The 25,552-nt window shown below is 61.6% G+C and carries 26 protein-coding genes and 1 pseudogene; 14 read left to right on the plus strand and 13 right to left on the minus strand.

Features of this window, described 5'->3' with window-relative positions:
- Positions 1-90: 90 nt before the first annotated feature.
- From C4J89_RS15235 to C4J89_RS15260, 5 genes are all read right to left on the minus strand, one after another.
- Entirely contained in the window at positions 91-3,162 is a 3,072-nt protein-coding gene (locus tag C4J89_RS15235) for an error-prone DNA polymerase (RefSeq protein ID WP_124414901.1), read from the minus strand.
- Between the two features lie 136 nt (positions 3,163-3,298).
- Positions 3,299-4,714 carry a DNA polymerase Y family protein gene (locus C4J89_RS15240; protein WP_124414902.1) on the minus strand — a complete coding sequence of 472 codons (1,416 nt, stop codon included), beginning with the start codon at positions 4,712-4,714 and terminating at the stop codon, positions 3,299-3,301.
- Between the two features lie 7 nt (positions 4,715-4,721).
- A complete protein-coding gene (gene imuA / locus C4J89_RS15245; RefSeq protein ID WP_124414903.1) occupies positions 4,722-5,336 on the minus strand; it encodes a translesion DNA synthesis-associated protein ImuA in 615 nt (204 codons plus the stop codon).
- Entirely contained in the window at positions 5,336-5,953 is a 618-nt protein-coding gene (lexA, locus tag C4J89_RS15250) for a transcriptional repressor LexA (protein ID WP_124414904.1), read from the minus strand. Before lexA ends, imuA begins: the two co-directional genes overlap by 1 nt.
- A gap of 461 nt (positions 5,954-6,414) precedes the next feature.
- Entirely contained in the window at positions 6,415-7,002 is a 588-nt protein-coding gene (locus C4J89_RS15260; RefSeq protein WP_124363181.1) for an NUDIX domain-containing protein, read from the minus strand.
- Between the two features lie 182 nt (positions 7,003-7,184).
- Between C4J89_RS15260 and C4J89_RS15265 the strand changes: the two genes are divergently transcribed.
- Entirely contained in the window at positions 7,185-8,111 is a 927-nt protein-coding gene (locus tag C4J89_RS15265) for an alpha/beta hydrolase (RefSeq protein WP_124414906.1), read from the plus strand.
- Between the two features lie 194 nt (positions 8,112-8,305).
- On the opposite strand, the gene C4J89_RS15270 is transcribed toward C4J89_RS15265, so the two are convergent.
- The 4 genes from C4J89_RS15270 to C4J89_RS15285 form a co-directional block, all read right to left on the minus strand.
- Positions 8,306-9,463 (minus strand): alpha-hydroxy acid oxidase, encoded by a 1,158-nt coding sequence (locus C4J89_RS15270; protein ID WP_124414907.1) that lies wholly within the window; start codon positions 9,461-9,463, stop codon positions 8,306-8,308.
- Positions 9,464-9,531: 68 nt separating this feature from the next.
- Positions 9,532-10,269, minus strand: a complete 738-nt coding sequence (locus C4J89_RS15275) for a DUF72 domain-containing protein (protein ID WP_124414908.1) — start codon at positions 10,267-10,269, stop codon at positions 9,532-9,534.
- On the minus strand, positions 10,266-10,697 hold the full coding sequence (locus C4J89_RS15280) for a DNA methylase (protein ID WP_124414909.1): 432 nt from the start codon (positions 10,695-10,697) through the stop codon (positions 10,266-10,268). Before C4J89_RS15280 ends, C4J89_RS15275 begins: the two co-directional genes overlap by 4 nt.
- 2 nt (positions 10,698-10,699) lie before the next feature.
- On the minus strand, positions 10,700-10,909 hold the full coding sequence (locus C4J89_RS15285) for a hypothetical protein (RefSeq protein ID WP_124363186.1): 210 nt from the start codon (positions 10,907-10,909) through the stop codon (positions 10,700-10,702).
- Between the two features lie 197 nt (positions 10,910-11,106).
- Between C4J89_RS15285 and C4J89_RS15290 the strand changes: the two genes are divergently transcribed.
- Positions 11,107-11,610, plus strand: coding sequence for a DUF4142 domain-containing protein (locus tag C4J89_RS15290; protein WP_124363187.1), 504 nt, complete (start codon positions 11,107-11,109; stop codon positions 11,608-11,610).
- A gap of 30 nt (positions 11,611-11,640) precedes the next feature.
- On the plus strand, positions 11,641-12,201 hold the full coding sequence (locus C4J89_RS15295; protein ID WP_124414910.1) for a type 1 glutamine amidotransferase domain-containing protein: 561 nt from the start codon (positions 11,641-11,643) through the stop codon (positions 12,199-12,201).
- A 63-nt stretch (positions 12,202-12,264) separates the two neighbouring features.
- Here the strand turns inward: C4J89_RS15295 and C4J89_RS15300 are convergent, their stop codons facing one another.
- Entirely contained in the window at positions 12,265-12,471 is a 207-nt protein-coding gene (locus C4J89_RS15300) for a hypothetical protein (RefSeq protein ID WP_124363189.1), read from the minus strand.
- A gap of 279 nt (positions 12,472-12,750) precedes the next feature.
- On the opposite strand from C4J89_RS15300, the gene C4J89_RS15305 reads away from it, so the two are divergent.
- The 4 genes from C4J89_RS15305 to C4J89_RS15320 all read left to right on the plus strand — a co-directional run bounded on the left by C4J89_RS15305 (position 12,751) and on the right by C4J89_RS15320 (position 15,462).
- Positions 12,751-13,227: a hemerythrin domain-containing protein gene (locus C4J89_RS15305; protein WP_124414911.1), complete on the plus strand. Its 477-nt coding sequence runs from the start codon at positions 12,751-12,753 to the stop codon at positions 13,225-13,227.
- A gap of 381 nt (positions 13,228-13,608) precedes the next feature.
- A complete protein-coding gene (locus C4J89_RS15310; RefSeq protein WP_124363191.1) occupies positions 13,609-14,217 on the plus strand; it encodes an SCO family protein in 609 nt (202 codons plus the stop codon).
- The gene (locus C4J89_RS15315) at positions 14,217-14,699 is read left to right on the plus strand and encodes a copper chaperone PCu(A)C (RefSeq protein ID WP_124363192.1); all 483 of its coding nucleotides are present in this window, start codon (positions 14,217-14,219) and stop codon (positions 14,697-14,699) included. Before C4J89_RS15310 ends, C4J89_RS15315 begins: the two co-directional genes overlap by 1 nt.
- 244 nt (positions 14,700-14,943) lie before the next feature.
- Positions 14,944-15,462 (plus strand): HIT family protein, encoded by a 519-nt coding sequence (locus tag C4J89_RS15320; protein ID WP_124414912.1) that lies wholly within the window; start codon positions 14,944-14,946, stop codon positions 15,460-15,462.
- 113 nt (positions 15,463-15,575) lie between these two features.
- Here C4J89_RS15320 and C4J89_RS15325 read toward each other — a convergent pair whose 3' ends face one another.
- Positions 15,576-16,088 (minus strand): GNAT family N-acetyltransferase, encoded by a 513-nt coding sequence (locus C4J89_RS15325; protein ID WP_124416033.1) that lies wholly within the window; start codon positions 16,086-16,088, stop codon positions 15,576-15,578.
- Positions 16,089-16,300: 212 nt separating this feature from the next.
- Between C4J89_RS15325 and C4J89_RS15330 the strand changes: the two genes are divergently transcribed.
- The 4 genes from C4J89_RS15330 to argE are packed head-to-tail and all read left to right on the plus strand — an operon-like array spanning position 16,301 to position 19,855.
- Entirely contained in the window at positions 16,301-17,590 is a 1,290-nt protein-coding gene (locus C4J89_RS15330; RefSeq protein WP_124414913.1) for an NAD(P)/FAD-dependent oxidoreductase, read from the plus strand.
- Positions 17,591-17,613: 23 nt separating this feature from the next.
- Positions 17,614-18,024, plus strand: a complete 411-nt coding sequence (locus C4J89_RS15335; RefSeq protein ID WP_063030874.1) for a RidA family protein — start codon at positions 17,614-17,616, stop codon at positions 18,022-18,024.
- An 11-nt stretch (positions 18,025-18,035) separates the two neighbouring features.
- A complete protein-coding gene (locus C4J89_RS15340) occupies positions 18,036-18,713 on the plus strand; it encodes a DUF1028 domain-containing protein (RefSeq protein ID WP_124363195.1) in 678 nt (225 codons plus the stop codon).
- Positions 18,710-19,855, plus strand: coding sequence for an acetylornithine deacetylase (argE, locus tag C4J89_RS15345; RefSeq protein WP_124414914.1), 1,146 nt, complete (start codon positions 18,710-18,712; stop codon positions 19,853-19,855). The genes C4J89_RS15340 and argE overlap by 4 nt, the downstream gene beginning before the upstream one ends.
- 121 nt (positions 19,856-19,976) lie before the next feature.
- On the opposite strand, the gene C4J89_RS15350 is transcribed toward argE, so the two are convergent.
- Positions 19,977-20,888, minus strand: a complete 912-nt coding sequence (locus C4J89_RS15350) for a LysR substrate-binding domain-containing protein (protein WP_124414915.1) — start codon at positions 20,886-20,888, stop codon at positions 19,977-19,979.
- A gap of 250 nt (positions 20,889-21,138) precedes the next feature.
- On the opposite strand from C4J89_RS15350, the gene C4J89_RS15355 reads away from it, so the two are divergent.
- The 3 genes and pseudogenes from C4J89_RS15355 to C4J89_RS15365 all read left to right on the plus strand — a co-directional run bounded on the left by C4J89_RS15355 (position 21,139) and on the right by C4J89_RS15365 (position 24,310).
- Complete coding sequence (locus C4J89_RS15355; RefSeq protein ID WP_124414916.1) at positions 21,139-22,554, plus strand: cytosine permease; 1,416 nt, start codon at positions 21,139-21,141, stop codon at positions 22,552-22,554.
- Positions 22,555-22,919: 365 nt separating this feature from the next.
- Positions 22,920-23,063, plus strand: a pseudogene (locus tag C4J89_RS15360) (GNAT family N-acetyltransferase); the annotation flags it as partial.
- 83 nt (positions 23,064-23,146) lie between these two features.
- Positions 23,147-24,310, plus strand: coding sequence for a hypothetical protein (locus tag C4J89_RS15365; RefSeq protein ID WP_124414917.1), 1,164 nt, complete (start codon positions 23,147-23,149; stop codon positions 24,308-24,310).
- A gap of 26 nt (positions 24,311-24,336) precedes the next feature.
- On the opposite strand, the gene C4J89_RS15370 is transcribed toward C4J89_RS15365, so the two are convergent.
- The gene (locus C4J89_RS15370) at positions 24,337-25,536 is read right to left on the minus strand and encodes a YgcG family protein (protein ID WP_124414918.1); all 1,200 of its coding nucleotides are present in this window, start codon (positions 25,534-25,536) and stop codon (positions 24,337-24,339) included.
- Between the last annotated feature and the right edge of the window lie 16 nt (positions 25,537-25,552).

Below are 25,552 nucleotides of genomic sequence, written 5' to 3' on the forward strand. Positions count from 1 at the left end.
TGGGCAGTGAGAGGACAGTCGCAAGTTTTGGAGCGCAGCGGCGATAGATGGTTTCATCTTGGCTAACTTAAGCCGAAGAAACCACTGGCCTCAGTGAAAATCCCGGCTGCGCACCACAATGCCGTCCAGCAGCGGCGTCAGGTCGGTCAGGCGTCCAGCGATCAAATGCCGCACCTCGCCCACCGCCTCCCAGCGCCCGTCTACCTTGAGCAAACGCGACCCGACCAGGGCCTGGCGCTGACGTTCGGCCAGGTCGCGCCAGACCACCACATTGAGGTTGCCGAATTCATCTTCCAGGGTGACAAAGGTCACGCCGCTGGCGGTGCCCGGGCGTTGGCGCCCGGTGACCAGGCCGGCGACGCTGACATTGCGCCCATGCTCCACAGTCAGCAGCTCCTGGGAACTGCGACAGCGGCGCCTGCGCAGTTCCGCGCGCAGCAATGTCAGGGGATGCGGGCCAAGCGTGGTGCCGAGCGTGGCGTAATCGGCGTGCAAGTCCTCGCCGACCGTGGGCTGGGGCAACGCCACCGGCGCTTCATCGGGGCTCGGCAGGCCGGCAAACAGGCCCAGTTGCGTGTGCACGCCGGCCACTTCCCAGCGCGCCTGGTGGCGGTTACCGGCTAACGCGCGCAAGGCGCCGGCATCCGCCAGCAGCGCTTGGGCGCGCGAATCCAGGCCGGCGCGGGCGTCGAGGTCGGCGATGTCACTGAAGGCGCGGTGCTGGCGCACGGCCTCGATGCGCCGGCCATCTTCTTCGCGAAACCCGCAGATCATGCGCAGGCCCATGCGGATCGCCGGCTGCTGGCCGTCGATGGGTTCCAGGCTGCAATCCCAGTCACTGGCCTGCACGTCTACCGGGCGGATCTGCAGGCGATGCCGGCGCGCGTCCTGCAGGATCTGGTCCGGGCTGTAGAAGCCCATCGGCCAGCTGTTGATCAGCGCGCAGGCAAAGGCTGCCGGCTCATGGCATTTGAGCCAGCTACTGGCGTAGGTCAGCAAGGCAAAACTGGCCGCGTGGGACTCGGGGAAACCATAGCTGCCAAAGCCTTTGATCTGCTCGAAAATCTGCGCGGCAAAGGCCTCGGTGTAGCCGTTTTTCAGCATGCCCTCGCGCAGGCGCTTTTGATGCGGTTCCAGGCCGCCGTGGCGTTTCCAGGCGGCCATGGAGCGGCGCAACTGGTCGGCCTCGCCAGGGCTGTAGTCGGCGGCGACCATGGCGATCTGCATCACCTGCTCCTGGAACAAGGGGATGCCCAGGGTGCGTTCCAGCACTTCTTTCAATGCCGGCGACGGATAGGTTTCTTCCTCCTCTTTATTCCTGCGACGCAAATACGGGTGCACCATGCCGCCCTGGATCGGCCCCGGCCGCACGATGGCAACTTCGATCACCAGGTCATAGAAGGTTTGCGGTTTGAGCCTGGGCAGCATCGACATCTGCGCCCGCGATTCGATCTGGAACACGCCGATGGTGTCAGCCTTGCTGATCATCGCGTAGGTGGCCGCATCCTCCTTGGGCATGCCTGCCAGGCTCATGTCCAGGTTGCGATGGCGGCGCAGCAGATCGAAACAGCGGCGGATCGCGCTGAGCATGCCCAGGGCGAGGATATCGACCTTGAGCAGGCCGACGGCGTCGAGGTCGTCCTTGTCCCACTGAATGATGGTGCGCTCGGCCATGGCGGCGTTCTCCACCGGCACCAGGGTGTCCAGCGGGTGTTCGGAAATCACGAAGCCGCCGGGGTGCTGGGACAAATGCCGAGGAAAGCCGATCAATTGTTGGGTCAAGGTCAATACGCGGCGCAGCAGTGGGCTGTCCGGATCGAAGCCGCTTTCACGCAGGCGCTCCAACGGCGGCGCGTCGTCACTCCAACGCCCGCAGCACTCGGCCAATGCGTTGACCTGGTCCGCTGGCAGGCCGAGGGCCTTGGCCACATCACGCACCGCGCCGGTCGCGTGGTAACTGCTGACCACTGCCGTCAACGCCGCACGCGTGCGGCCATAGCGCTGGAACACGTATTGCAGCACCTCTTCGCGGCGCTCGTGCTCAAAATCCACATCGATATCCGGCGGCTCGTTGCGTTCCCTGGACAGGAAGCGTTCGAACAGCACGTTGCTCAGGCTCGGGTTGATTTCGGTGATACCCAGGGCAAAACACACCGCCGAGTTGGCCGCCGAGCCGCGGCCCTGGCACAGGATCGAACGGCTGCGGGCAAAGCGCACAATGTCGTGCACCGTGAGGAAATAGCTTTCGTAGCCCAACTCGCTGATCAGCTCCAGCTCGGTGTTGATCTGCTTAAGGGTCTTGGCATCGATGCCGTCGGGCCAGCGCTGGGCGATGCCTTTCTTGGTGAGGGTGCGCAGCCAGGATTCGGCGTCATGGCCGGCGGGCACCAGCTCGCGTGGATAGTGGTAACGCAACTGGCCGAGGTCGAAGCTGCAGCGCCGCGCGATGGCGAGGGTTTCATCGAGCAAGGCTTGCGGGTACAGCGCGGCCAGGGCGTCGAGACTGCGCAGGTGCCGCTCGCCATTGGGATGCAGATGCAGGCCGGCTTCGGCCACCGGTACGTGATGGCGGATGGCGGTCATGGTGTCTTGCAGGGCGCGGCGCCCGCGCGCATGCATGTGCACATCACCGCAGGCGACGGCCGGGATTTTCAGGCTGGCCGCCAGCTGCAGGCGTTGCTCCAGATGCCGTGCATCGTCCTGCCCGCAGTGCAAGTGCACCGCCAGCCACAAGCGCTCGGCGAAGGTACGGCGCAGCCACTGGATGCTGGCCTGGGTGTCACTGTCCTGCGCCACCCACAACGCCAGCAGGCCGGGCAGCGGTTGCTCGAAGTCTTCCTGCAGCAGGCGATAGCTGCCCTTTTCGGCGCGGCGGCGGGCCAGGGTGATCAACCGGCACAGGTGCTGGTAACCGCTCAGGTTTTCCACCAGCAGCACCAGTTTCGGCCCGTTCTCGATGCGCACTTCGCTGCCGATAATCAGCGGCAACTCCAGCGCTTTCGCCGCCTGCCAGGCACGCACGATGCCTGACAGGGTGCATTCGTCGGTGATCGCCAGGGCGCTGTAGCCTTGGCGTTTAGCCCGCTCGAAGAGTTCCAGCGCACTGGATGCACCGCGCTGGAAGCTGAAGTTGGACAGGCAATGCAGCTCGGCGTACTTCATGCCTGCCCCGCCCCTGTAGGAGCGAGCTTGCTCGCGAAAAGCCCAAGGGCGCCGCATTCATTCTGGTGCCCCGCGTTATCGTTAACCACCTTCGCGAGCAAGCTCGCTCCTACAGGGGGTGGCGACTTATAGGTTTTCATGCAAACCAGCCTTGCAGCCACAGGCCATCCTGTTGCCCCACCGTGCGGTAGGCCCAGCCTTGCTGGCCGGCGCGGGTCTGGATGAGGTAATAGTCGCGGCGGATATCGGCGCCATCCCACCAGCCGGATTCGATGCGTTCCGGGCCCATCAGGATCTGTACGCCCTGCTCGGCCAGCAAGGTCGGTTGGTTCAACAACCAGCCAGGGCGCCGGACCTTGTTCAAGCTCGGGCATGGGTGGTTGTCGACGGCGGCTTGCCAGGCGCATTCAGGGCGATGGTCGGCGTGAAAACGCAGGCCCTGCACCGCCTCATCGCCCAGGCGCGCGCGCAGGCGTTCGCGCAATTGCTCCCAGGGCAGGGACTGTTGCGGGCGGTCGTCGAACAGGTCCTGGCGCTGCGGCACGAATACCGGCAAGTCCTGGGCCACCAGGCGAAACCCGCGCACCGGTGCAGTGACTTGCACCTGCTCCAATCGCCCCCGGGCCAGTTCGAACAGCATCGAAGGCTCGCGCTCGGCGCTCAGCAGGCCAACCTTGATCACACTGTCCGCTGCCTGGGCATGTTCCAAGTGCAGGTCGAAACGCTGCACGCCGCTGTCTCGCCCGCACAGGAAGGCGGCCAGGTCGGCGGTCAGACGGCGCAAGGGAAACAGCAGTGCCTGGTGGGATTGCACATCGAAATTCAACTCGATGCGTACATCGAACTGGTCCGGCGGCTGATAGAACCCCAGGGCCAACGGCCGCTGCCCGCTCAGGGCGTCGAGGTGCTTGAGCAGGCTGGCGTCAAAGCGCCGCGCCAGGGTATGCCGGGGCAGCGCCTGCACGTGGGCCAAGGTGCGCAGGCCCATGCGCGACAACGCGGTGGCGGCCTGCGGTTCAATCCCGGCGCGGTCGACCGGCAACGGCGCCAGGGCCTGCATCAAGGCGCTGTCGTCGGCCACCGCCAGGCCATCGTAACGGTTGGCCAACACCCGTGCCGCCGCCGGGTTGGGCGCGGCAACGATGCGGTGACGAAAGCCCAGCTCGGTCAACTCTTTGCGCAAACGCGCCTCGAACTGCGGCCAGGGCCCGAACAGGCCCAGGCTCGACTCGATCTCGAACAGCAAGGCGCGTGGGTAATACACGCTGACCTGGGAACTGAAGCGGTAGGCCCAGGCGGCGAGAAACTGCTGCCAGCGCTCGATTTCCAGCGGATCGTACTCGGCACAGGCGAAGGTCTTGGTCAGCGCATGCGCCGCCGTCAGCGACTGGCCGGGGCGCAACCCCAGGGCGCGGGCGGCGGCATTGACGGTTTGCAGCACGCGCCGCTGCGGCGTACCGGCCAGCAGTGCCAGCGGTTGGTCGGGCTCGGGATGGGCACGCAGTACCCCGTCCAGCGCCAATTGCGGGAAGACAATACAGACCCAGCGCATGGCAACCTCAATGCCCCGCCAGGGCAATCGGCGCCGGATGGGCCAGGCCGCCACGGCATTTGAGCACACGCACTTGCGCAGGCCTTGCCTCGACCGCCAGGCGCAAGGCGGCCGGCGATGGGTTGATCGCTTCACTCAAGGTGCGCCAGGCAAACGCCAGGGTCTGCCCGGTTTCCGCAGCCACCTGCAAACGGCGCAAGGCACGGTCATCGGCCTTGCGCGGCCAACACAACACCGCACCACAACTACCGGAGCGCAGGCATTGCTCCACCGCCCACAGCGCGTCGCGCTCCTGGGCCTGGATCACCGCGAGCTGACGCACATCCACCCCGGCGTTCTGCCAGGCATGGGGATACGGCGTATAGGGCGGTGCCACCAGCACAATACGTTCGCCCATCGCCGACAAGCGCGCCAGGGTTGGCAGCACCAGTTGCAGTTCGCCCACACCGTCCTTGGCCATCAGGATTTCACTCAAGGCCGCCTCCGGCCAGCCGCCGCTGGGCAGCACCGCATCCAGCGCCGCAAGCCCGGTGGGATGCACACTGGCCGGTGGCGCGGCGGGCCGGCCCTTCCAGACTCGCCCACCATTGAACAGCGAGTCCAGGGCAACCACGGCGCCCATCAGCCTTGCCTCACCAGGCCGCAGAACACCCCTTCGATGGCCAGGTCTTGATCGGCCCCGACCACGATGGGTTGATACGCCGGGTTGCGCGGCAACAGGCGCACCTTGTCGCCATGGCGCTCGAAACGCTTGATGGTGACTTCACCGTCCAGGCGCGCCACCACAATTTGCCCGTTCAAGGCCTCGGCACTGCGCCGCACGCCCACCAGGTCACCATCGAGAATGCCGTCTTCAATCATCGAATCGCCCTGCACGCGCAGCAGGTAGTCCGGGGTCTTGGCGAAGGTGGCGGGGTCGAGTTGCAGGCGATTGTGCACTTCGGCATCCGCGCCGATGGGCAAGCCTGCGGCTACACGACCGAGCACCGGGATGTCCAGCCATTCCGGGCGCGGCGGTTGGTTTAGCAAGCGAATCCCCCGGGCCTGGTTGGGGTTGACCTCGATAAAACCGGCTTCGGTCAGGGCCACCACATGCTTGCGAGCGACGCTGCGCGAGGCAAAGCCGAACGCCTCGGCGATCTCGGCGAGGCTCGGGGGCTGACCTTGCTGCGCGATGCGCTCGCGGATGAAGGTCAGGATGGCGGTACGGCGGGGGGTCAGGGTCGTCATGGAGTACATTTGTACTCTTGTGGGAAATTTCTGACAATAGCCGTCAGTCGGGGCTGGAGATTGACTTGGAAATCAGAAGCAAAGCACGCCGACCTTGAGCAAACTCGGTCCAAATGTGGGAGGGGGCTTGCCCCCGATGGCGCAGTGTCAGTCATGTACTTTTAACTGACCCACCGCTATCGGGGCATAGGTATCTACACAACTTTGTAGCAGCCTACGGTAACCACGATGCGAAGCGAGTCGCTCTTGATCTTAGGCGCCCCGTTAAACCACGCTGGCCGGAATTCGACAGTGATTGGGGCCCCGCCATCGGGGGCAAGCCCCCTCCCACATTTGGAACGGGGGGCATCAGTTAGAGAGGCTTCGGCTCCCGAGCCGCCACAGGTTCAGGGCCGTGCCAAAGTTGTGTAGAACCTATGGCTATCGGGAGCAAGCCCCCTCCCACCTTTTGATCTTCATGCTCGATTGAGCTACCACCGCTCTTTCAACATCCGCAGTTCCAAATGCTGCAGCAGCATGATGGTCTTGCCATCCACGATTTCCCCACTGGCTACCATCCCCAGCGCCTGCTCGAACCCCAGCTCCAGCACTTCGATATCCTCGCCCTCCTCCGCCAGGCCGCCGCCAGCCCCAACCCGGTCGCCCGGCTGGTATTCACCGATAAAAAAGTGAATCCGCTCGGTCACCGACCCCGGGCTCATGAACGCCGCATAGACTTTTTCGACATGTCCCACGCGGTAGCCGGTCTCTTCCTCGGCCTCCAGGCGGATGCGCTCTTCGGGGCTGGCGTTGTCAAGCAACCCGGCCGCCGCTTCGATCAGGTAGCCGGCGTAATCGTTGACAAACGTGGGCATGCGGAACTGGCGTATCAGCAGCACCGTGCGCTGCTCGCGGTTGTACAAGAGAATGGTCGCACCGTTGCCCCGGTCGTACACCTCGCGGGTCTGAGCTTGCCAGCTGCCGTCACGGCGGCGCAGTTCAAAGCTGTATTTCTTCAGGAGGTACCAGTTGTCCGAAAGGGTTTCTTCGGCGGTGATGCGCACGGGGCTGTTGTCCATGGTCGGGCCTTTGCTCAAAGAAACGGAGCATCGCGTGCAGGTCATGCAGCGTCAAGCCGGTCGCCCCGCTGCATCGCTGCAACACTTTGCAAGCAATCCTGGGTCACGGCCGTCGCATTAATTTCTTCCCCTCCCGGCTCATCTGGTACAACCCGTGCTTCGCCCTTTGTAATGGAACCTTCATGTCATCTCGTTCTATGCCCCGCCGGGGCCTGCGCTGGCTGGTGCTGCTGTGCATGGCCGTGTTGATCGTCGGCCTGCCGGTGGGCTGCGCCGTGCTGCAACACAAGGAGCGCGAACTGGTGTTTCGCATCGAACCGGGCACCGCAGGCTGGTACACCGGGCTGCCCAACGCCGTACAGGAGTTCGATATCAAGCCCGCCGCCTTCAAAGCCGGCCAGAATATTCATGGCTGGTGGTACCCGGCCGCGCAGAAAGATGCGCCCGCCATCCTCTACCTGCACGGCGTGCGCTGGAACCTCACCGGCCAGCTGTTTCGCATCGAACAATTGCACGCCATGGGTTTTTCGGTGTTGGCCATCGACTATCGCGGTTTTGGCAAAAGCCAGGGCGACCTGCCTTCGGAAACCACGGTGTATGAAGACGCACGCATCGCCTGGGAGCGCTTCCAGACCTTGCAACCCGACCCCGGCAAACGCCTGCTCTACGGGCATTCCCTGGGTGGCGCAGTGGCCATCGACCTCGCCGCAGAGCTGAGCAAACAGGTACCGCTGCCGGTGCGCGGGCTGGTGATCGAATCCACGTTCACTTCCCTGGGAGATGTTGCCACGGCGGTTGCCAATACCTCGTTGCCGGTACGCTGGTTGCTCTCGCAGAAATTCGATTCCATCGACAAGATGGCCGATATCCATATGCCCTTGCTGGTGGTGCATGGCCTCGATGACCGCTACGTGCCACCGCGTTTCAGCCAGCAATTATTTGAAGCCGCCCAGGAGCCCAAGCGGCTGTTACTGGTGCCGGGTGCCAGTCATAACAACAGCATGAGCCTGGCCGGGCGCGATTATGGCCAGGCGCTGCACAAGCTGATGCAAACGAGCATGCCTTCACCGCTGGTCACGCATTCCACAGACCGCGTGGGTGACTCATAAATGCGCTTTTCGGCACTGGGTTCGCTCAGGCCTGTCAAGCGCAAACCCTGGCCATATTGGCCCCCATTGAAAGTTGATCAAATATTGACCGCAGGTTAAATCGCCAACGCTGCCGGGCCCTTGCAAAGTTATCCACAGAGATACCCACGGTTTTCGTGGACAACTCTTTTTACTTTTTAAGGTTTTTTTGCGCATCACACGCCGTCAGGAAACGTGCCAGGCAGCAAGATCTCGCGATTCACCTCGCGTATATCGTTATAGCCACACAGTGCCATCGTCACATCCAACTCACGGGCGATGATCTCGAGCGCTTTTGTCACGCCCGCTTCGCCCATCGCCCCCAAGCCATACAGGTGCGGGCGCCCGATCATGGTGCCCTTGGCGCCCAGTGCCATGGCCTTGAGTACATCCTGGCCAGAGCGGATCCCCCCGTCGAGCCACACTTCAATCCGCTTGCCCACCGCCTCGACAATCGCCGGCAGCTGGCTGATGCTCGACGGCGCGCCATCCAGCTGGCGGCCACCGTGGTTGCTGACCACCAACGCATCGGCGCCGGTATTGGCCGCCAGGCGCGCGTCCTCCACATCGAGGATGCCCTTGATGATCAGCTTGCCGCCCCAGCACTTCTTGATCCACTCCACATCGTCCCAGCTCAGGCGCGGGTCGAACTGCTGGGCGGTCCACGCCGACAGCGAACTCATATCGGCCACCCCCGTCACATGCCCGACGATATTGCCGAAGCCCCGTCGCTGGGTGCCCAGCATGCCCATCACCCAACGCGGCTTGGTCATCATGTTGAGGATGTTCGGCAGGGTCAGCCTGGGCGGCGCGGACAAGCCGTTGATCAGGTCCTTGTGGCGCTGCCCGAGGATCTGCAGGTCCAGCGTCAACACCAACGCATCAACACCAGCCGCCTTGGCCCGCTCGATCAAACGCTCGATAAACCCACGGTCGCGCATCACATACAACTGGAACCAGAAGGGCTGGCCGACGTGCTCGGCAATGTCTTCCAGCGAACAGATGCTCATGGTCGACAAGGTATAGCGCAGGCCAAACGCCGCAGCGGCGCGGGCGGTGAGAATTTCGCCATCGGCGTGCTGCATGCCCGCCAGGCCGGTGGGTGCCAGCGCTACCGGCATGGCCATGTCCTGGCCGATCATGCTGGCGCGAATCGAACGCTCATCGATATTGCGTGCCACGCGTTGACGGAACTTGATCCGGGCAAAGTCGCTTTCATTGGCTCGGTAAGTGCTCTCAGTCCAGGAGCCGGAATCGGCGTAGTCGTAGAACATCCGCGGGACACGTTTTTGCGCAAGCTTGCGTAAGTCTTCGATGGTTGTGATCAACGACATCGGGTCACCTCTCCCTGAACTGAAAACAAAGAGTACCCGGCCCTCGCCCAGCTAACCAGCCGTTGCGTTTATAAGCCTTGCCGAGCGTCGAGGTGCGGGTAGACGTCGAGCAGGTCGAGGGCATCGGCGACCGCATGGCCGCTGGCGGTATTGTCGAAAATGCACCAGGTGGGAATGCCCTCTTCAATCGACTGGCGCAGCAACCGCGCATACGCCTGCACCCGCTCGTGCCCATAGGCGCTGTGATAAATCCGCGGCGAGCCATGCAGACGCCAATAACGCACGCCATGCCAGGCATCACCGGCAGCGATCACCGCAGGGTCGGCGCTGACCCAACCGATTTCGAGCGACTGCAACAAAGTTCCGGCCGCGAGCCAACTGGAATGGCGCGGTTCCAGCACCACGGTACCGGCAAACCGTTGGCGCAGCGCCTCGAAAAAAGCGTCGGCAACCAACGGCTCATACCTCAGGGACGGCGGCAGCTGCACTAACAGGCAACCCAGCTTCTCGTCCAGTTGCAGGCACTGCGCGAGAAACTCGTCCAAGGCGGTACCGCACTGCTGCAAGCGCAGTTCGTGGGTGATCCGCTTGGGCACCTTGACGGAAAAACGGAAACCCGCAGGCACCGACTCACGCCAACGCTCATAGGTTTTTGCCAGGTGAGGTCGATAAAACGAACTGTTGATTTCCACCGCATTGAAACGCGAGGCATAGCGTTGTAAATGCGTGCCTTGCTCAGCGAAGGCCGGCCAATGCTCGCGGGGCAAGCTCCAGCCGGCGCAGCCCACATACAGAGGTGCTGTCAAAACAACACCGTGGCGGCATCGCGCATGAAAATCTCGATGGTCTTGGGGCCGACACCCTCGAACTCACCCAGGCGTTTTTCGAACGCCTGGCGGTTATCGCTGGCCTCACGCATGCGGGTGATCTTGCCGCCGTACTCGGCGTTGAGCTTCGCACTCAGGTCCAACAGGCGTTGCGCCGTGGTTTCGTCGTAGCGCACGTAATGCGCACGCCCCAACATCGCGACCAGCTCCCGCGCCGTGCAGTGCTGCAACTTGCGCGGGGTGTCGCGGCCCTCCTCTTCAACGATCACCTTGTAGGCTTGCGCGGCAATGGGCGCCTGAATGCGCTTGCCCATCAGGAAACTGGCGATAAACCACTTGAACAGGCCGGTGTCATCGCCGGGCTTGAGCGCGATGCCCAACTCGGCCGCGCTGATGGAACGGGCCATGCTCACTGCCCCTTGCTGAGCTTCTCGTTGATCGCATCCGTCTGGCGTTCGATGTCCTTGATCGAGGTTGGCGTCACGACTTTGTCGATGGTTTCGGTCTTGGGGTTCGGACGCTCCAGGGTCTGCCCCTTGGCGCCGTCGGCATGGCCTTTTTGCGCGTCTTCGGAACTGATGGGTGCGGGGGTTTTATCGGCGGGCGTGTGATCGGTCACAGTGCTATCTCCTGGCAATGACAGGCCACCCACAGCGGCGGCCCTATGCAGCAGAACCTTGGGAATTTGGATTAGTTCAAGGAAATTGCCCGCTTGGCCGCTGGGTCAATTCACGCAAAAAAAATTTAAACCTTTTGCGCAGGGCGCGGCTCAACACTGATGTAACGGCATCACGCCATTTCCCAAGGAGAGACACCATGACGACTCGACTGATGAAACAAATGGGCCTGACATTCGCGCTGGTTGCGGGCTCGATTTCCACCGCGATGGCCGCCACGTCCAACGACTTTGTCGACAATGCCGCCGAGGGTGGTATCACCGAAGTGGAAGCCGGCAAGCTGGCCCTGGAAAAAAGCAGCTCGGCAGACGTGAAAACTTTTGCCCAACACATGATTACTGACCATACCAAGGCCAATCAGGAACTGATGGCCCTGGCGAAAAAACTCGACATCGAAGTACCGGATGATGCTGCTCTGACCGACAAGGCGAAGAAAGCCATCCTGGAAATGCGCGATGAATCGTTCGACAAGGCGTACGCCAACAACCAGGTCGACGCCCATCAAAAAACCGTCGACCTGTTCAAGAAGGAAGCCGAGTCCTCGGACAACGCCGAGTTGAAGGCCTTCGCTACCAAGACTCTGCCAACCCTGGAAGCACACCTGAAAATGGCCAAGGAGCTGCAAGCCAAACACGCCCATTAATCCTTCCATGACCCAAGGAGACACTCGACCATGAGTTCGCAACTCAACGGCAAGCACATCCTCGTCATCACCTCCAACACCGGCATCGAGCGTGACGAACTGCTCAAGCCCTTGCAAACCCTGCGTAGCTACGGCGCGACGGTAACGCACGCGTCCAGCAAAGGCGGCACCACCCAGACCTTTGTCGGCGATACGGAAAAAGACCAGACCGTGGAATCCGACGTGCAACTGTCGGACGTGGTCGGCGGCAACTTCGATGCGCTGGTCATTCCCGGCGGCACCGTGAATGCCGACACCCTGCGCCAGGACGCAGCCGCGCTGCGCTTGATCAATGAGTTCGCCCAGGCCGGCAAGACCATCGCGGCGATCTGCCACGGCCCGTGGGCGTTGATCGACGCCGGCGTGGTCAAAGGCAAGACCCTCACCGCGTATAAAAGCGTGCGTATCGACCTGGAAAACGCCGGTGCCGCTGGCGTGGTCGATGCCCAGGTGCAGGAATGCAAAGCCAATGGCTGGACCTTGATCACTTCGCGCACGCCGGACGATCTGCCGGCGTTCAATGAAGCGATTGCCAAAGCAGTCGCGGGCTGATCTTTAGGCCGCAACCAAAACAGGCGCCCCATGGGGCGCCTGTTTTTTTATCGCTGAATGCTGTTAGTTTTTGCGCTCTTGCGCCATCTCACGCTTAGGCCCGAACATCGCCCAGGCGATCAGCCCCAGCAGCGGTACGAAGACCAGCACCACCACCCACAAGCCCTTGGTTTCCCAGCCCCCAGTGCTGCGCAATACGATATTGATCGCCCACAGTTCCAACAGCAGCAGAATCACCGCCAGTACGATCCAGATATAGTTTATTTCCATGCTTCACCTCCTGATGTCTAAGGCTTAGGTCAAGCAGAAGCGCCAAGGGTTCCATTGGATTTTTTCAACTGAAACCTGGGCCAACGCGGTAAATGTGCGTTGTGCAATCCCGGCAACGCCCGATCATGCAAGCTGCACGACAGCGAAACGCTAGCTTGACTCTATCTATATGATTCTTAAAACAATTTTTTTTACGTGAAAGTTGGTACGCGTAATGCAATTTTCTGACTCACGAGGCGTGCGTTTCGACATGCCCGACGACTATCCGTGAGGTTCCACATGAATGCCATCGACCTTCTCAAAGCCGACCATGAACGCGTCAAGACCCTGCTGACCCAACTGAGCGAATCCACCGAGCGCGGGGTGAAAAAACGCACCGAGTTGCTGGCCAAGCTGGAGATGGAAATTACCGTGCATACCAAGCTGGAAGAGGAAATCCTCTACCCGGCTTTCAGGGAAGCCGGCGGTAAGGAACAGGACATCATGTACCACGAAGCCAAGGAGGAGCACCGCACTGTCGATTCACTGGTGCTGCCTGACCTGAAGCAGACCGATCCGTCTTCCACCGAGTTTTCCGGTCGCGTCAAAGTGGTCAAGGAGCTGCTGGAACACCATATCGAAGAAGAAGAAACCGAGATGTTTCCCCAGGCCAAGAAACTGCTGGGCAAGGCAAAGCTGGACGAGCTGGGCGCGCAAATGGAAGCGATGAAAGCAACTTACAAGAAGTCTTTGGCGAGTAAGCCATTGGCCGCGTGATGCCCTGTTTTCAAGCCCTTCCCTGATTTTGCGGTAGCGACAGGCCTGCTCACAGGCCCTGTCGCGTTCCATCGCAACTGAAAAATCATGAATATGATCGCGACGGTAACGGCGCTGCACTCGAGCAGGCAAAGTAGTTCGGGATGTTACTGGAACACCGGTCAGCCAAGCCTTAATCGGAAACCGAGACTCCCCTTTTCATGCGCCGCCGCTACCACCGAACCCGCAAAAGGACGCAGCGCAATGCTGCCCTGTGGCAGAACGTCGCAGATTACGCGGGGTGGCCAAGGTTGGTAGACTCAGCACCCTTCTCGTTACTCCTTTTCAAAGCCGGGTGGGCCGCTGCACAGCCATTCAGGCGTTTCACAGGACGCACAGTTGATGAGTACGTTATTCACCCGCCGCAAAGTGCTGACCGGCATGGGCCTGTTAGGCCTGGGCAGCCTGCTGGGCGGCTGTGACTACAGCCCCAAGCTGAATTTCAAGTACGGCAAAGACCTCAGTGACAAGATCATGGGGCGCACCTTCAAGCTCAAGAACACCGACGGCGAAACCGTCACCCTCAGCTCGTACCGTGGCCTGATGCCCGTGGTGTTCTTCGGCTTTACCCAATGCCCGGCGGTCTGCCCGACCACCCTGGCACGCGCCGCCCAGGCCAAGAAGCTGATGGGCCGCGACGGTGAAATCATGCAGGTGGTGTTCATCACCCTGGACCCCGAGCGCGACACCCCCGAGATTCTCGACAAATACGTCAAGGCCTTCGATCCCAGTTTCGAAGCCCTCTACGGCACCCCGCAGGAAATCGCCGTGGCCGCCAAGGAGTTCGGGATCTTTTATGAAAAGATCCCCGCCGGCGACACCTACACCCTGTCCCACACCGCCACCAGCTTCGTGTTCGACACCCGTGGCAACCTGCGCCTTGGCTTGCAGGCGTCCCTTACTGCTAAAGAGTGCGCAGAAGACCTGCTCACCGTCATGGAGGTCTGCTAATGACTGCCGTTCAACACCTCAAGCGTCTCACCCTCGGCCTCACCCTGCTCGGCCTCGCCGCCCACGCCAGCGCCCAGGTGCAAGTGACCGACGCCTGGGTCCGCGCCACCGTGCCGGGCCAGCCCTCCAGCGGCGCGTTCATGACCGTCACCGCCGACAGCGACAGCCAGTTGCTGCGCGTGGCGTCGCCCGTGGCCAAGGACGTGCAGATCCATGAAATGAGCATGAAGGACGACGTGATGCGCATGGGCCCGGTGGACTCGGTGGCCCTGCCCGCCGGCAAAGCCGTCACGCTCGACCCGAATGGCTACCACGTCATGCTGATGGGCCTGACCGGCCAGATCAAGGAAGGCGACCAGGTGCCGCTGACTCTCACGGTAAAAGACGCCAAGGGCGCTGAGCAAAGCATTGAAGTGAAGGCTGCTGCGCGGGGTGTTGACGGGATGGACCATAGCCAGATGGACCACAGCAAAATGCATTGAGGCTCGAACCCGGTCAGAAATGTGGGAGGGGCGGTGCGACGATTCGACTTGCCCCCGATGGCGGTGGGTCAGTCACAGGTGGAGCGACTGATACTTCCTCATCGGGGGCAAGCCCCCTCCCACATTTGGATTGCGGCGTATCAGTTACATAGCCGTCGATGGTCAAGCTCCCACAGATTCGAAACCACGCCCATTTCGGGGATCCTTGTTATCCTGGCGCTCCAGTTCACATGGACGCGCGCCCATGCCAATAGACCCCGCCTTCATCCTGCACCAGACCGAACACTGGCTGCTCAACCATCATCAGTCTTCAAAACTGCCGGGCTACCTGATGCTGGGCGCCAAGGCACCGATTGCTTCCCTCGCTGACATGCCCGACGCCGCACTGGCCGAACTGGGCGGTCTGCTTGCCCGAACCCAACGGATAATGGAAACGCAGCTGCAGCCCAAGTGGCTCTACATAAGCCGCTACGGGCATATGCCGGGATTTGCGCTGCACTTTCATTTCATCCCCGTCTATGACTGGGTAGAGCAAGCGTTCTGGCAGGACGAACGCTATCGCACGCTGCACAGCTTCGGCTCGCAAGCACAAGCCAAAACCCCGACCGATGGGGCTGAACTGACGTTGTTTGTATGGCGTGAATTTGGCGAGAGTGATGCGCCGCCGCTGATTCAAGGACCCGGAGTGGAGCAGGTGATTGAGCGATTGCGCACTGGTTTCAAAGATCGTTCCCACGCTCCCGCGTGGGAATGCAGCCCGTGACGCTCTGCGTCACCTGAGCGCAGTGGCTGGCAGGACGCGGAGCGTCCCGGAAGGCATTCCCACGCAGAGCATGGGAACGATCAGGGCCATATGGTGATCGGCCGAGCAGATGATTACGTAACCAGGCACTCGCTTTGGTCGCCTGCCGCACCGGAATTCTGCGCAAGCTTTTTCACCATCGGCACACACGCCAGCACCAGTCCCGCTGGCGAGCGATACACCGCCTGCTCATGCCCCACATACCCGCACGCTCTATAAAAGCTCACCGCGTTCAACGTCGAGTCAAGCACCACCTCTGCAACCGCCCGCTGCCGCGCAACGTCTTCCAGGTGGTCAAGCATTGCCTTGCCATACCCGCGCCCGGTGAATGCGGACCTTACGAACAACGCCCCGATTTCATTGTTGGCCAGGTCAAGCATGCCCGTAACGACGGCTTCACCGTTCACCCAACCCATGTAAAACAATTTTTCCATCAATGTGCTGTAACCGTCGCTTGCGCGACCTCGGGTCCAGAGTGCCATTTGCTCAGCGCTGTAGGCACCAATGCACTGACTGCGAATGGCCTCGCGACGAATCTCAAACGCCCTGTCAGCGTCGTCTGGTGTGGCTCGTTTTATCTCTAGCACAGCACTCACTCTCTCCATGACTTTAAAAAATCCACCCTTAACCGTTTGTATTAATCGCCCTACCTCCTCCACCGAAGGCTATCTCAAGACCCGCTGCATCCGATATTTATGCTCACTCCCAAGCTTAATAATATTTTATTAAAAACCACCCTCCCCCTAGCCTTGAAGTCATGCCCACGTTGAATCCAACTGCATGACGCAAGGACAGACACATGACTGAATCAATAACAAAAACCGACACCCTGGTGGTCGGCGCCGGCCAGGCCGGCGTGGCCATGAGCGAGCATTTGAGCAAGCACGGCGTGCCGCACCTGGTGCTGGAGCGCAGTCGTATCGCCGAGCGCTGGCGCACCGGGCGCTGGGATTCACTGGTGGCCAACGGGCCGGCCTGGCATGACCGTTTTCCCGGCCTGGAATTCGATGATGTGGCCCCCGATGGCTTTGCGCCGAAGGAGCGCGTGGCGGACTACTTTGAAGCCTATGCGCGCAAGTTCAATGCGCCGATTCGTACGGGCGTGGAGGTGACGTCGGTGGTGCGCAATGAAGGCCGTCCAGGCTTTACCGTACACACCAGCCAAGGCGTGATCGAAGCCAACCGCGTGGTGGCCGCCACCGGGCCGTTTCAGAAGCCGGTGATTCCGGCGATTGCGCAGACAGATACCGCGCTGCATCAGCTGCATTCCGCCGATTATCGCAACCCGGCGCAACTGCCGGCGGGCGCCGTGCTGGTGGTGGGTGCGGGCTCTTCCGGCGTACAAATCGCCGATGAACTGCAACGCTCCGGTCGTCAGGTGTACCTGTCGGTCGGCGCCCATGACCGGCCGCCTCGGGCTTATCGCAACCGGGATTTCTGCTGGTGGCTGGGGGTGCTGGGCGAGTGGGACCAGGCCGCGATGAAACCCGGCCGCGAGCACGTGACCATCGCAGTGAGCGGCGCCCACGGCGGCAAGACCATCGACTTTCGGGAACTGGCCCAGCAAGGCATGACCCTGGTCGGCCTCACCCAAGCGTTTAATGGCAGCGTCGCCACATTCCAACCGAACCTGGTAGAGAATCTGGCCCGTGGCGATGAGAACTACCTGGCCCTGCTGGATGCGGCCGATGCCTACATCGAGCGCAACGGCCTCGACCTGCCGCTTGAGCCTGAAGCCCGCCGCGTATTCCCGGATGCCGACTGCATAAAGCATCCGATCCTGGAACTAGACCTTGCCCAGGCCGGTATCACTTCGATCATCTGGGCCACCGGGTTTGCCGTGGACTACAGCTGGCTCAAGGTGGATGCATTCGACGCCGCTGGAAAGCCCCTGCACCAGCGCGGCGTAGCCAGCGAAACCGGGATTTATTTCCTGGGGCTGCCGTGGCAGTCGCGTCGTGGCTCGTCGTTTATCTGGGGCGTATGGCACGACGCCAAGTACGTGGCCGACCATATCGCCATTCAGCGTCAATACCTTGAGTACCGCGAAGCCGCCCCGCTGGCTCGCCCCTCCCCTGTCAGCGCCTGATCCCTTTGCCGGAGTTTTTTTTGATGCCTACTCATACTCGCATCCGCATGTTCAACACCAAAGAAACCTACCCCAACCAAAGCCTGGACAACGACCTGTGCCAGGCCGTACGTGCCGGTAATACCGTGTATGTGCGCGGCCAGGTGGGCACCGATTTCGACGGCAACCTGATCGGCCTGGGCGACCCACGTGCCCAGGCCGAACAAGCCATGCGCAACGTCAAGCAACTGCTTGAGGAAGCGGGCTCCGATCTGTCGCATATCGTCAAGACCACCACTTACCTGATCGACCCGCGCTACCGCGAACCGGTGTATCAGGAAGTCGGCAAGTGGCTCAAGGGCGTGTTCCCGATCTCCACCGGGCTGGTAGTTTCGGCGCTGGGCCAGCCGCAGTGGCTGATGGAAATCGATGTGATCGCGGTTATTCCAGAGTAAGGAGACTAGCCATGACCTTTTCAATCGTGGGTCGCTGCGCGGAGACCGGCCAGCTGGGCATCGCCATCAGCTCCTCGAGCATCGCCGTGGGCGCGCGTTGCCCATGGCTGCGGCCGGGTGTAGGTGCGGTCGCCACCCAGAACATCACGCTGCCGGCCCTTGGCCCGGAAGTGCTCGACTGCCTGGAGCAAGGCCTCACGCCGGCGGATGCCGTCGACACAGCCCTGACGCGCAACGGCTACAGCCAATACCGCCAGCTGACCGCAATCGATCACCTGGGCCGCAGCGTGCATTTCAGCGGCAGCGAAACCCTGGGCACCCACAATGCCGTGTCGGGCGAGCAATGCGTGGCGGCGGGGAATATGCTCGCCGACCGAGGGGTGATCGAGGCGATGGTCAGCGCCTTCGAACACGGCGAAGGCCAGTTGGCGGACCGCTTGCTCGCGGCAATGCATGCCGCCATCGGCGCCGGTGGCGAAGCCGGCCCGGTGCATTCGGCCGCGCTGGTGGTGGTGGGTGAGCTGACCTGGCCGATCATCAACCTGCGCGTGGACTGGGCCGATGAAGCCCCCATCAGTCAATTGCAAACACTGTGGGACGCCTACCGTCCGCAAGTGCAGGACTACATCGACCGCGCCCTCGCCCCGGATCGCTCCCCAGGCTATGGCGTGGCCGGAGACGAGCGATGAGCCGCAGCCGCGAGTTGCTGCAGACGCTGGTGGGGTTCGATACCACCAGCCGCGAGTCCAACCTGCAGTTGATCGAGTTCGTGCGCGACTACCTGGAGGGGTTCGGCGTCGCCAGCGAGCTGATCTACAACGCGTCGCGCAGCAAGGCTAACCTGTTCGCCAGCATCGGCCCGGTGGAATTACCCGGCATCGTGTTGTCGGGGCATACCGATGTGGTGCCGGTGGATGGGCAGCCCTGGACGCTGCCGCCGTTTCAACTGACCGAGCGTGACGGCAAGCTGTACGGGCGTGGCACCGCCGATATGAAAGGCTATATCGCCTGCGTGCTGGCGCTGGTGCCGGAGTTGGTCGAGGCGCGGTTGCGCCTGCCGGTACACATCGCCCTGTCGTATGACGAAGAAGTCGGCTGCCTCGGGGTACGCTCGCTGCTCGACGTGTTGGCGCAACGTCCGGTGAAGCCGATGCTGTGCATTATTGGCGAGCCGACCGAGCTCAAACCGGTGCTCGGCCATAGGGGCAAGCTGGCGATGCGCTGCGATGTGCATGGCGAGGCCTGTCATTCGGCGTATGCACCGTCCGGGGTGAATGCGATCGAGCATGCCGCCGAGTTGATCGGCGAACTGGGGCGCATTGGCCAACGCTTGCGTGCGCACCAGGACCCTCGCTTCGATCCGCCGTTCAGCACCGTGCAAACCGGCGTGATCAGCGGCGGCAAGGCACTGAATATCGTGCCCGCCGACTGCCGGTTTGATTTCGAAGTACGCGCCCTGCCCTCGACGGATCCCGGTGAAGTGGCGCACGAACTGCACACCTACGCCATGCAGCAGGTACTGCCGCGCATGCAGGCCGTGAGCAAGCAGAGCTCGATTCGGTTCACCGCGTTGTCCGCCTACCCGGGTTTGGTCACCGATGAGCACAGCCAGGCCGCGCAATTGATTGCGTCGTTTTGCGGCTCCAGTGCGTTTGGCACCGTGGCGTTTGGCACTGAGGGTGGGCTGTTTGATGCGGTGGGCATACCCACCGTGGTGTGCGGGCCAGGCAGCATGGACCAGGGGCACAAGCCGGATGAGTTTGTGAGCGTGGAACAGCTGGCAGGGTGTGATGCCCTGTTACAGCGGATGCTGGACTCGCTACGCATCTGAAATACACCACAAATCAAATGTGGGAGGGGGCTTGCCCCCGATAGCGGTGTATCAGCCAATACATGAGCTGGCTGATACACCGCTATCGGGAGCAAGCCCCCTCCCACATTGGGCTCTGTGTTTACCCGAGCAATCGCGCCAGCTCTTCGCGGCAGTAATCAACGAACAGTTGCACCGGCTTGGTCAGCGGGGCGCGCTTGAGCCACACCGCCGACAACCCCGAGCCAGTGACGGTTTCCGCCAGCGGAATACACACCACCTTCTGCCCATCATAGGTGTACTCGCTGAACGGCTTGGTCACCAGGATCGAAAATCCGAACCCGCGCCCCACCATGCCCCGCACCATCTCGATCGACGGCGAGCTGAACACGATATTCGGCGTCAACCCACGCTCATCAAAGATGCTCACGAAGTAAGTCCGGCTCGGCAGCACATCCAGCAGAATCATTGGCTCCAGCACCAGGTCGACCAACGACACCCTGGCCTGCCGCGCAAAACGGTGATCGGCCGGCAACAGCGCGTAGGGCTGCTGCGGCGGCATCAAGGGCATGGTCTCGATGGCGCCGCCCAGGTCGTGCTCGAACAGCATCGCCACATCAATGGTGCCCGCCGTCAACGCTTGCACCAGCTCCTGCTGCTCGCCATCGCGAATGCGGATTTCCACCCCCGGCCAGCGCGTCTTGAACCCGGCGATCAGGCGCGGCAGGTACAGCGGCGCCACGGTTTCAAAGCAGCCGATATCGATTTGCCCGGCCACCACATCATTGTCGGCCAAGGCGTTCTGTTCGAACTCATGAGCCACCCGCAGCAGCTCCAGCGCCTTGCGGTAGAAGCGCGCACCGCTGGGCGTCAGCGACACACCCTGGGCGTGATGGCGGATAAACAGCTGCACACCAAAACTGTCTTCCAACTGCTTGATGGCGGTGGACACCGACGGCTGAGCGATATACAGCTTGCGCGACGCCTCGGCGACGCTGCCGCATTCGGCGGTGGTGACGAAATACCTGAGTTGGCGCAGGTTGTAGGCAGCCATCGGGGCCTCCGAAAACAGGGGTTTTTGCCCCAAAAACGTGCAAGAAAAACCGGCTTTTTTCAACGATTCAAGCCCATGCAACATACCGGAGCAAAAACCGCCGCGAGATACTTTTTTTAAGGTCTATAGCAACAAACTTACTAATTTACCTCCCCCTGCCCATTGCAGATGATCACTCCAACAACAAAGCGCCGCCATTGCTGCGCACAGCGAAGTACGTCCACGTACTCACCTTGCCTTGGAGCTCCTCATGGTTACCACTGCAACATCCTCCGCCCCGCTTATCGAAAAACACACGATTGGATACGTGCCCCCGGAAGATCGCCATGGAAAGGTAAGAGACCTGTTCACCCTGTGGTTCGGCGGCAACATCGCGCCGCTGCCGATCGTCACCGGCGCATTGGGGGTGCAGTTGTTCCACCTCAACCTGGTATGGGGCATCGTCGCCATCCTGGTCGGCCATCTGGTCGGCGGTGTGTTGATGGCGCTGCACTCGGCCCAGGGCCCGCAAATGGGCATTCCGCAAATGATCCAGAGCCGTGCCCAGTTCGGCTCCCTCGGCGCGCTGCTGGTGGTGGTGATTGCCGGCGTGATGTACATCGGCTTCTTCGCCTCCAACATCGTGCTGGCCGGCAAATCCCTGCATGGCGTGGTCGATGCGGTGCCGGTGCCCGTCGGCATCGTGATCGGCGCCATTGGTTCGGGCATCATCGGCATCATCGGCTATCGCTTCATCCATGTGCTCAACCGCATCGGTACCTGGGTACTCGGCGCCGGCATCGTGCTGGGCTTCAGCTACATCTTCACCCACGTGCAGACCACGGATTTCCTGACCCGCGGCAGCTTCAACATTTCCGGTTGGCTGGCCACCGTTTCCCTCGCCGCGCTGTGGCAGATCGCCTTTGCGCCGTACGTTTCGGATTATTCCCGCTACCTGCCGGCCGATGTACCCGTCGCGTCCACCTTCTGGACCACCTACCTGGGCTCCGCGCTGGGGTCGAGCCTGGCCTTCATCTTCGGCGCCGTCGCCGTGCTCGCCACCCCCGTGGGCATGGACACCATGGACGCCGTCAAGCTCGCCACCGGCGCCATCGGCCCGCTGATGCTGGTGCTGTTCCTGCTCAGCGTGATCAGCCACAACGCCCTCAACCTGTACGGCGCGGTGCTGTCGATCATCACCCTGGTGCAGACCTTCGCCTACCGCTGGATCCCTACGGCGAAAAGCCGCGCGGTAATCTCGGTGGTGGTGCTGGCCGCCTGCGCGATTGCGGCGGTATTCGCCTCCAAGGACTTCATCGGCCACTTCGTCGACATGGTGCTGGTGCTGCTGGTGGTACTTGTGCCGTGGACGGCGATCAACCTGATCGACTTCTACGCGATCCACAAAGGCCAATATGACATCGCCTCGATCTTTCGCGTGGATGGCGGGATCTACGGTAAGTACAACCCACAAGCGCTGCTGGCGTATGCGGTGGGGATCGCGGTGCAGATTCCGTTCATGAATACGCCGCTGTACGTCGGGCCGATTTCCGAACACATCAACGGCGCGGATTTGTCCTGGGTGGTGGGATTGGTGGTGACGTCGCCGTTGTACTTCTGGTTGGCGAGTCGGGACAGTGCGTATAAGCGCCGGATGGAGGGGGGCAAGTTGGCGGCGGGAGTCTGATACAAACGCTCGGTTGCGCCTGTGCGAAGGTCACCTTCTAGTTCGTCCCGTCGCTGGCTTTGGTCGGCGATGGGGTTTCGCAAGGTTCAAGCCTAACGATTGGTCGTGTCGATTCGGTCAAAACCGCGCAGATTTTTTGTAGGAGCGAGCTTGCTCGCGAAAGACTCATAGGCGCCGCGTTCATTCAGAAAGCACGCGTTATCGTTGACCTTTTTCGCGAGCAAGCTCGCTCCTACAAAAGGCGACGGATGACCTTCCGGTGCCATCAGCCCAATGTTTCTTTAAGATGCCCCTTTCACTGAATATCCCTGGAAACACCCATGCCCGCCCTCACCTTTCGCAACGCCCTGCCCACCGACGCTCCCCGCGCACTGGGCAAGCAAAGCATTCACTTGATGTGCAAGGATCAGCATGTGCCGTTGTACACCCACCTGGGCTACACCTATGTGCAGCCTTCGCCCTCGGAGCACGGTGGCATGGCGTGGGATGAGACGGTGCAGACGCTTTAGCCTCTATTTTTCGAGCCACGCCATTAGAAAAAACCCAACGAACACTCGTCGACTCGCGTTCGACCCAAGGAAGGATGCTCACCGTGCTCAATGCAACCCCCCTGACCTTTCAACAAACCTTGAAGAAAAATCTCAAACGAGTAGCAACCTATTGGGCACCACTGAGCGTCGTTTTCGCTGGCTTCGGCACGCTGCTGGGGTTTTATACGTTGTCGACCTACGCCACTTCGATAGGCCGCCCGGATCTGATGGCCGCCGCGCTCGAGGCCAAATCTGCGCTGATCCCGTGGCTCGCCGCGGTGATGGGAATGCTGAGTGTTTACCTGCTGATTCTATTGTCGACCACTGTGCTGTTCGGGCTGACGGTTTCGTTGTTCAACGACATTCCGTCCCAGCAGCACAAACTGACTGGCGTGCTTCTTGTACCCATACTGGTCGGAATCGTTGGGCTGCTCTGGCAAAACTTTAAAGGCCCCGACTTGGACGATTGGGGCAAACTTATCTGGATGCTTATCTGGCTTGCCGGGTCACTGCTTGTGCTGCTGCTGATTCCGACGTTCAGGGTGGCCGTGGACACGTGCGCCACTATGGCGAGCCTTCGCAACCCTCGCAGTTGGTCGCTACGGTACTGGTTCATGCTGATGGTTGCATTGCTGCTGGTCGCAACCGTGATCGGCGCAGTGTTTCCGGCCAGCCTGATCCTGCAAGCCTACACGGGAGAAGACACACCCGAGGCCCTGAGCCGCCTGATGATTATCTCGATGTTCGCCGCCACCGTCGCGCTGCTGCCCGTCGTGGTGTTCTACGTCAGCAAGGCGGATTTATTCAAACGCCTCAGCCTTGGCTTGTTAATAATGCTCGTGTCCGCAGGCGTGGTCATCGCTATTTCGCCCGGCAGCCCCGCTGCGATCGTTTATTCGGCGGCATTGATGATGGAGGCCCGGACCTCGGTAGAGGCCCGGTACATGCTGACGAAGGATTATGCGACAGAAGATTTCGACACGACTATCTGGGGCAACGTGGAAACCGTGCGCGGCAAGCCCGAGGTATCAGCGTTCCCCCTGTTTTCCTTCGGTGACGTACTGTTGTTATGCCCCACGAGCCTGGTCAAGACGAGCCGCAAGGAGTGGCCGCAACACTCGGCCTATTGCGTGCTCACACAAGCCAGCAGCGCCATACGCCGGCCTAAAAAGTCAGACCCGGCGGCTGCGCCCACACCAGGCGTCGACGGCTCAACTGATCACTAGGCGCAGTGCCGGGCTGGCGGCGTAGGCTACCAACTCCCCGACGCCCCACCGCCGCCACTGGAACCTCCACCACCGGACGAGCTACTACTGGAATTGGAACTGGAACTGCTGGAACTCGACCCCGACCCACCGCCAGACCCCGATCCCTCGCCGACCTTGCCGAAAATAATCAGCGCCACGAACGACGCAATAGGAAACGCCAGCAGCCAACCGTCGCGACCGTCATCCAGCATCCACCCGGCCACCCCATAGACGGCGACCGCTGCCAGCAGCCGCACGACAAATCCTGTGCGGCGGGTCCTCCAGGTGTGCCTCATGATCATCAACAGCAGCAGATACAACCCCAGCACCACCAGCACAGCCAGCGGCCACGCCAGCCAATGGATAAAACTGACGTCCACATACCGATCCGCCACCCCCAACGCGGCGCTGTAGACCAGCAGCCCGACCACGCCGTAAAACAGCGGCCGTAGCTGCCACAACGCGCCGAAGGTGGCGCCGCCAATCAACAGGGTCAGCGGTATCACAAACAGAAACATCGGCCATTCTCGACCACCGCCCAGCAGCGCCAGCAATAACGTGCCCGCCACGGCGATGACCAAGGCCTTGCGCCAATGCACCTTGCCGGCGGCGAGCAGCACCCCAACGAGGCCGCCCAGGACAAACGCCGCCAGTACCGCGATGATTTGTGGATTGATCCCAGGCCCGGCCACTTTGGGCAGGTCGCCGCCGTCCACCAGCACGGTCAGGGCGTCCACACCCTGTTGAACGCCGCCGGCAAAGTCGCCCTGGCGAAATGCCGGGGTGATGCGCTCTTCGATGATGCGATGGGCCAGCAGGTCGGTGACCGTACCTTCCAGGCCATAGCCCACTTCAATGCGCACCGTACGGTCCTCCTTGGCCACCACCAGCAGGATGCCGTCGTCGACATCCTTGCGCCCCAGCTTCCAGGCGCGGAACAGTTGGTTGGCGTAGTCTTCGATGCCGGTGTCGCCGGTGCTGGGCACCAGCAATACGGCAACCTGTGCGCCTTTGCGCTGCTCAAGGTCGGCCAGTTGCTGCTTGAGGCGCAGGACGCTGCCCGCGTCGAGGGTATTGGTCAGGTCTATGACCCGTTGATCGAGCGCAACGCCAATGGGCGATGTGTCGGCTTGGGCGGTCATCAACAAACTGGCAAACATCAGCACCAGCACACTCATGACGGATTGCCGCAGAATCAGCATCATCTATTGTTACCTGAAG

The sequence above is a fragment of the Pseudomonas sp. R4-35-07 genome (genome assembly GCF_003852235.1).
GTDB lineage: Bacteria > Pseudomonadota > Gammaproteobacteria > Pseudomonadales > Pseudomonadaceae > Aquipseudomonas.

Coding starts and splice junctions, on each gene's coding strand:
- C4J89_RS15235 (WP_124414901.1), bottom strand. CDS start 3,162: ATGAAGTACGCCGAGCTGCATTGCCTGTCCAACTTCAGCTTCCAGCGC.
- C4J89_RS15240 (WP_124414902.1), bottom strand. CDS start 4,714: ATGCGCTGGGTCTGTATTGTCTTCCCGCAATTGGCGCTGGACGGGGTA.
- imuA (WP_124414903.1), bottom strand. CDS start 5,336: ATGGGCGCCGTGGTTGCCCTGGACTCGCTGTTCAATGGTGGGCGAGTC.
- lexA (WP_124414904.1), bottom strand. CDS start 5,953: ATGTACTCCATGACGACCCTGACCCCCCGCCGTACCGCCATCCTGACC.
- C4J89_RS15260 (WP_124363181.1), bottom strand. CDS start 7,002: ATGGACAACAGCCCCGTGCGCATCACCGCCGAAGAAACCCTTTCGGAC.
- C4J89_RS15265 (WP_124414906.1), top strand. CDS start 7,185: ATGTCATCTCGTTCTATGCCCCGCCGGGGCCTGCGCTGGCTGGTGCTG.
- C4J89_RS15270 (WP_124414907.1), bottom strand. CDS start 9,463: ATGTCGTTGATCACAACCATCGAAGACTTACGCAAGCTTGCGCAAAAA.
- C4J89_RS15280 (WP_124414909.1), bottom strand. CDS start 10,697: ATGGCCCGTTCCATCAGCGCGGCCGAGTTGGGCATCGCGCTCAAGCCC.
- C4J89_RS15290 (WP_124363187.1), top strand. CDS start 11,107: ATGACGACTCGACTGATGAAACAAATGGGCCTGACATTCGCGCTGGTT.
- C4J89_RS15295 (WP_124414910.1), top strand. CDS start 11,641: ATGAGTTCGCAACTCAACGGCAAGCACATCCTCGTCATCACCTCCAAC.
- C4J89_RS15300 (WP_124363189.1), bottom strand. CDS start 12,471: ATGGAAATAAACTATATCTGGATCGTACTGGCGGTGATTCTGCTGCTG.
- C4J89_RS15305 (WP_124414911.1), top strand. CDS start 12,751: ATGAATGCCATCGACCTTCTCAAAGCCGACCATGAACGCGTCAAGACC.
- C4J89_RS15310 (WP_124363191.1), top strand. CDS start 13,609: ATGAGTACGTTATTCACCCGCCGCAAAGTGCTGACCGGCATGGGCCTG.
- C4J89_RS15315 (WP_124363192.1), top strand. CDS start 14,217: ATGACTGCCGTTCAACACCTCAAGCGTCTCACCCTCGGCCTCACCCTG.
- C4J89_RS15320 (WP_124414912.1), top strand. CDS start 14,944: ATGCCAATAGACCCCGCCTTCATCCTGCACCAGACCGAACACTGGCTG.
- C4J89_RS15330 (WP_124414913.1), top strand. CDS start 16,301: ATGACTGAATCAATAACAAAAACCGACACCCTGGTGGTCGGCGCCGGC.
- C4J89_RS15335 (WP_063030874.1), top strand. CDS start 17,614: ATGCCTACTCATACTCGCATCCGCATGTTCAACACCAAAGAAACCTAC.
- C4J89_RS15340 (WP_124363195.1), top strand. CDS start 18,036: ATGACCTTTTCAATCGTGGGTCGCTGCGCGGAGACCGGCCAGCTGGGC.
- argE (WP_124414914.1), top strand. CDS start 18,710: ATGAGCCGCAGCCGCGAGTTGCTGCAGACGCTGGTGGGGTTCGATACC.
- C4J89_RS15350 (WP_124414915.1), bottom strand. CDS start 20,888: ATGGCTGCCTACAACCTGCGCCAACTCAGGTATTTCGTCACCACCGCC.
- C4J89_RS15355 (WP_124414916.1), top strand. CDS start 21,139: ATGGTTACCACTGCAACATCCTCCGCCCCGCTTATCGAAAAACACACG.
- C4J89_RS15370 (WP_124414918.1), bottom strand. CDS start 25,536: ATGATGCTGATTCTGCGGCAATCCGTCATGAGTGTGCTGGTGCTGATG.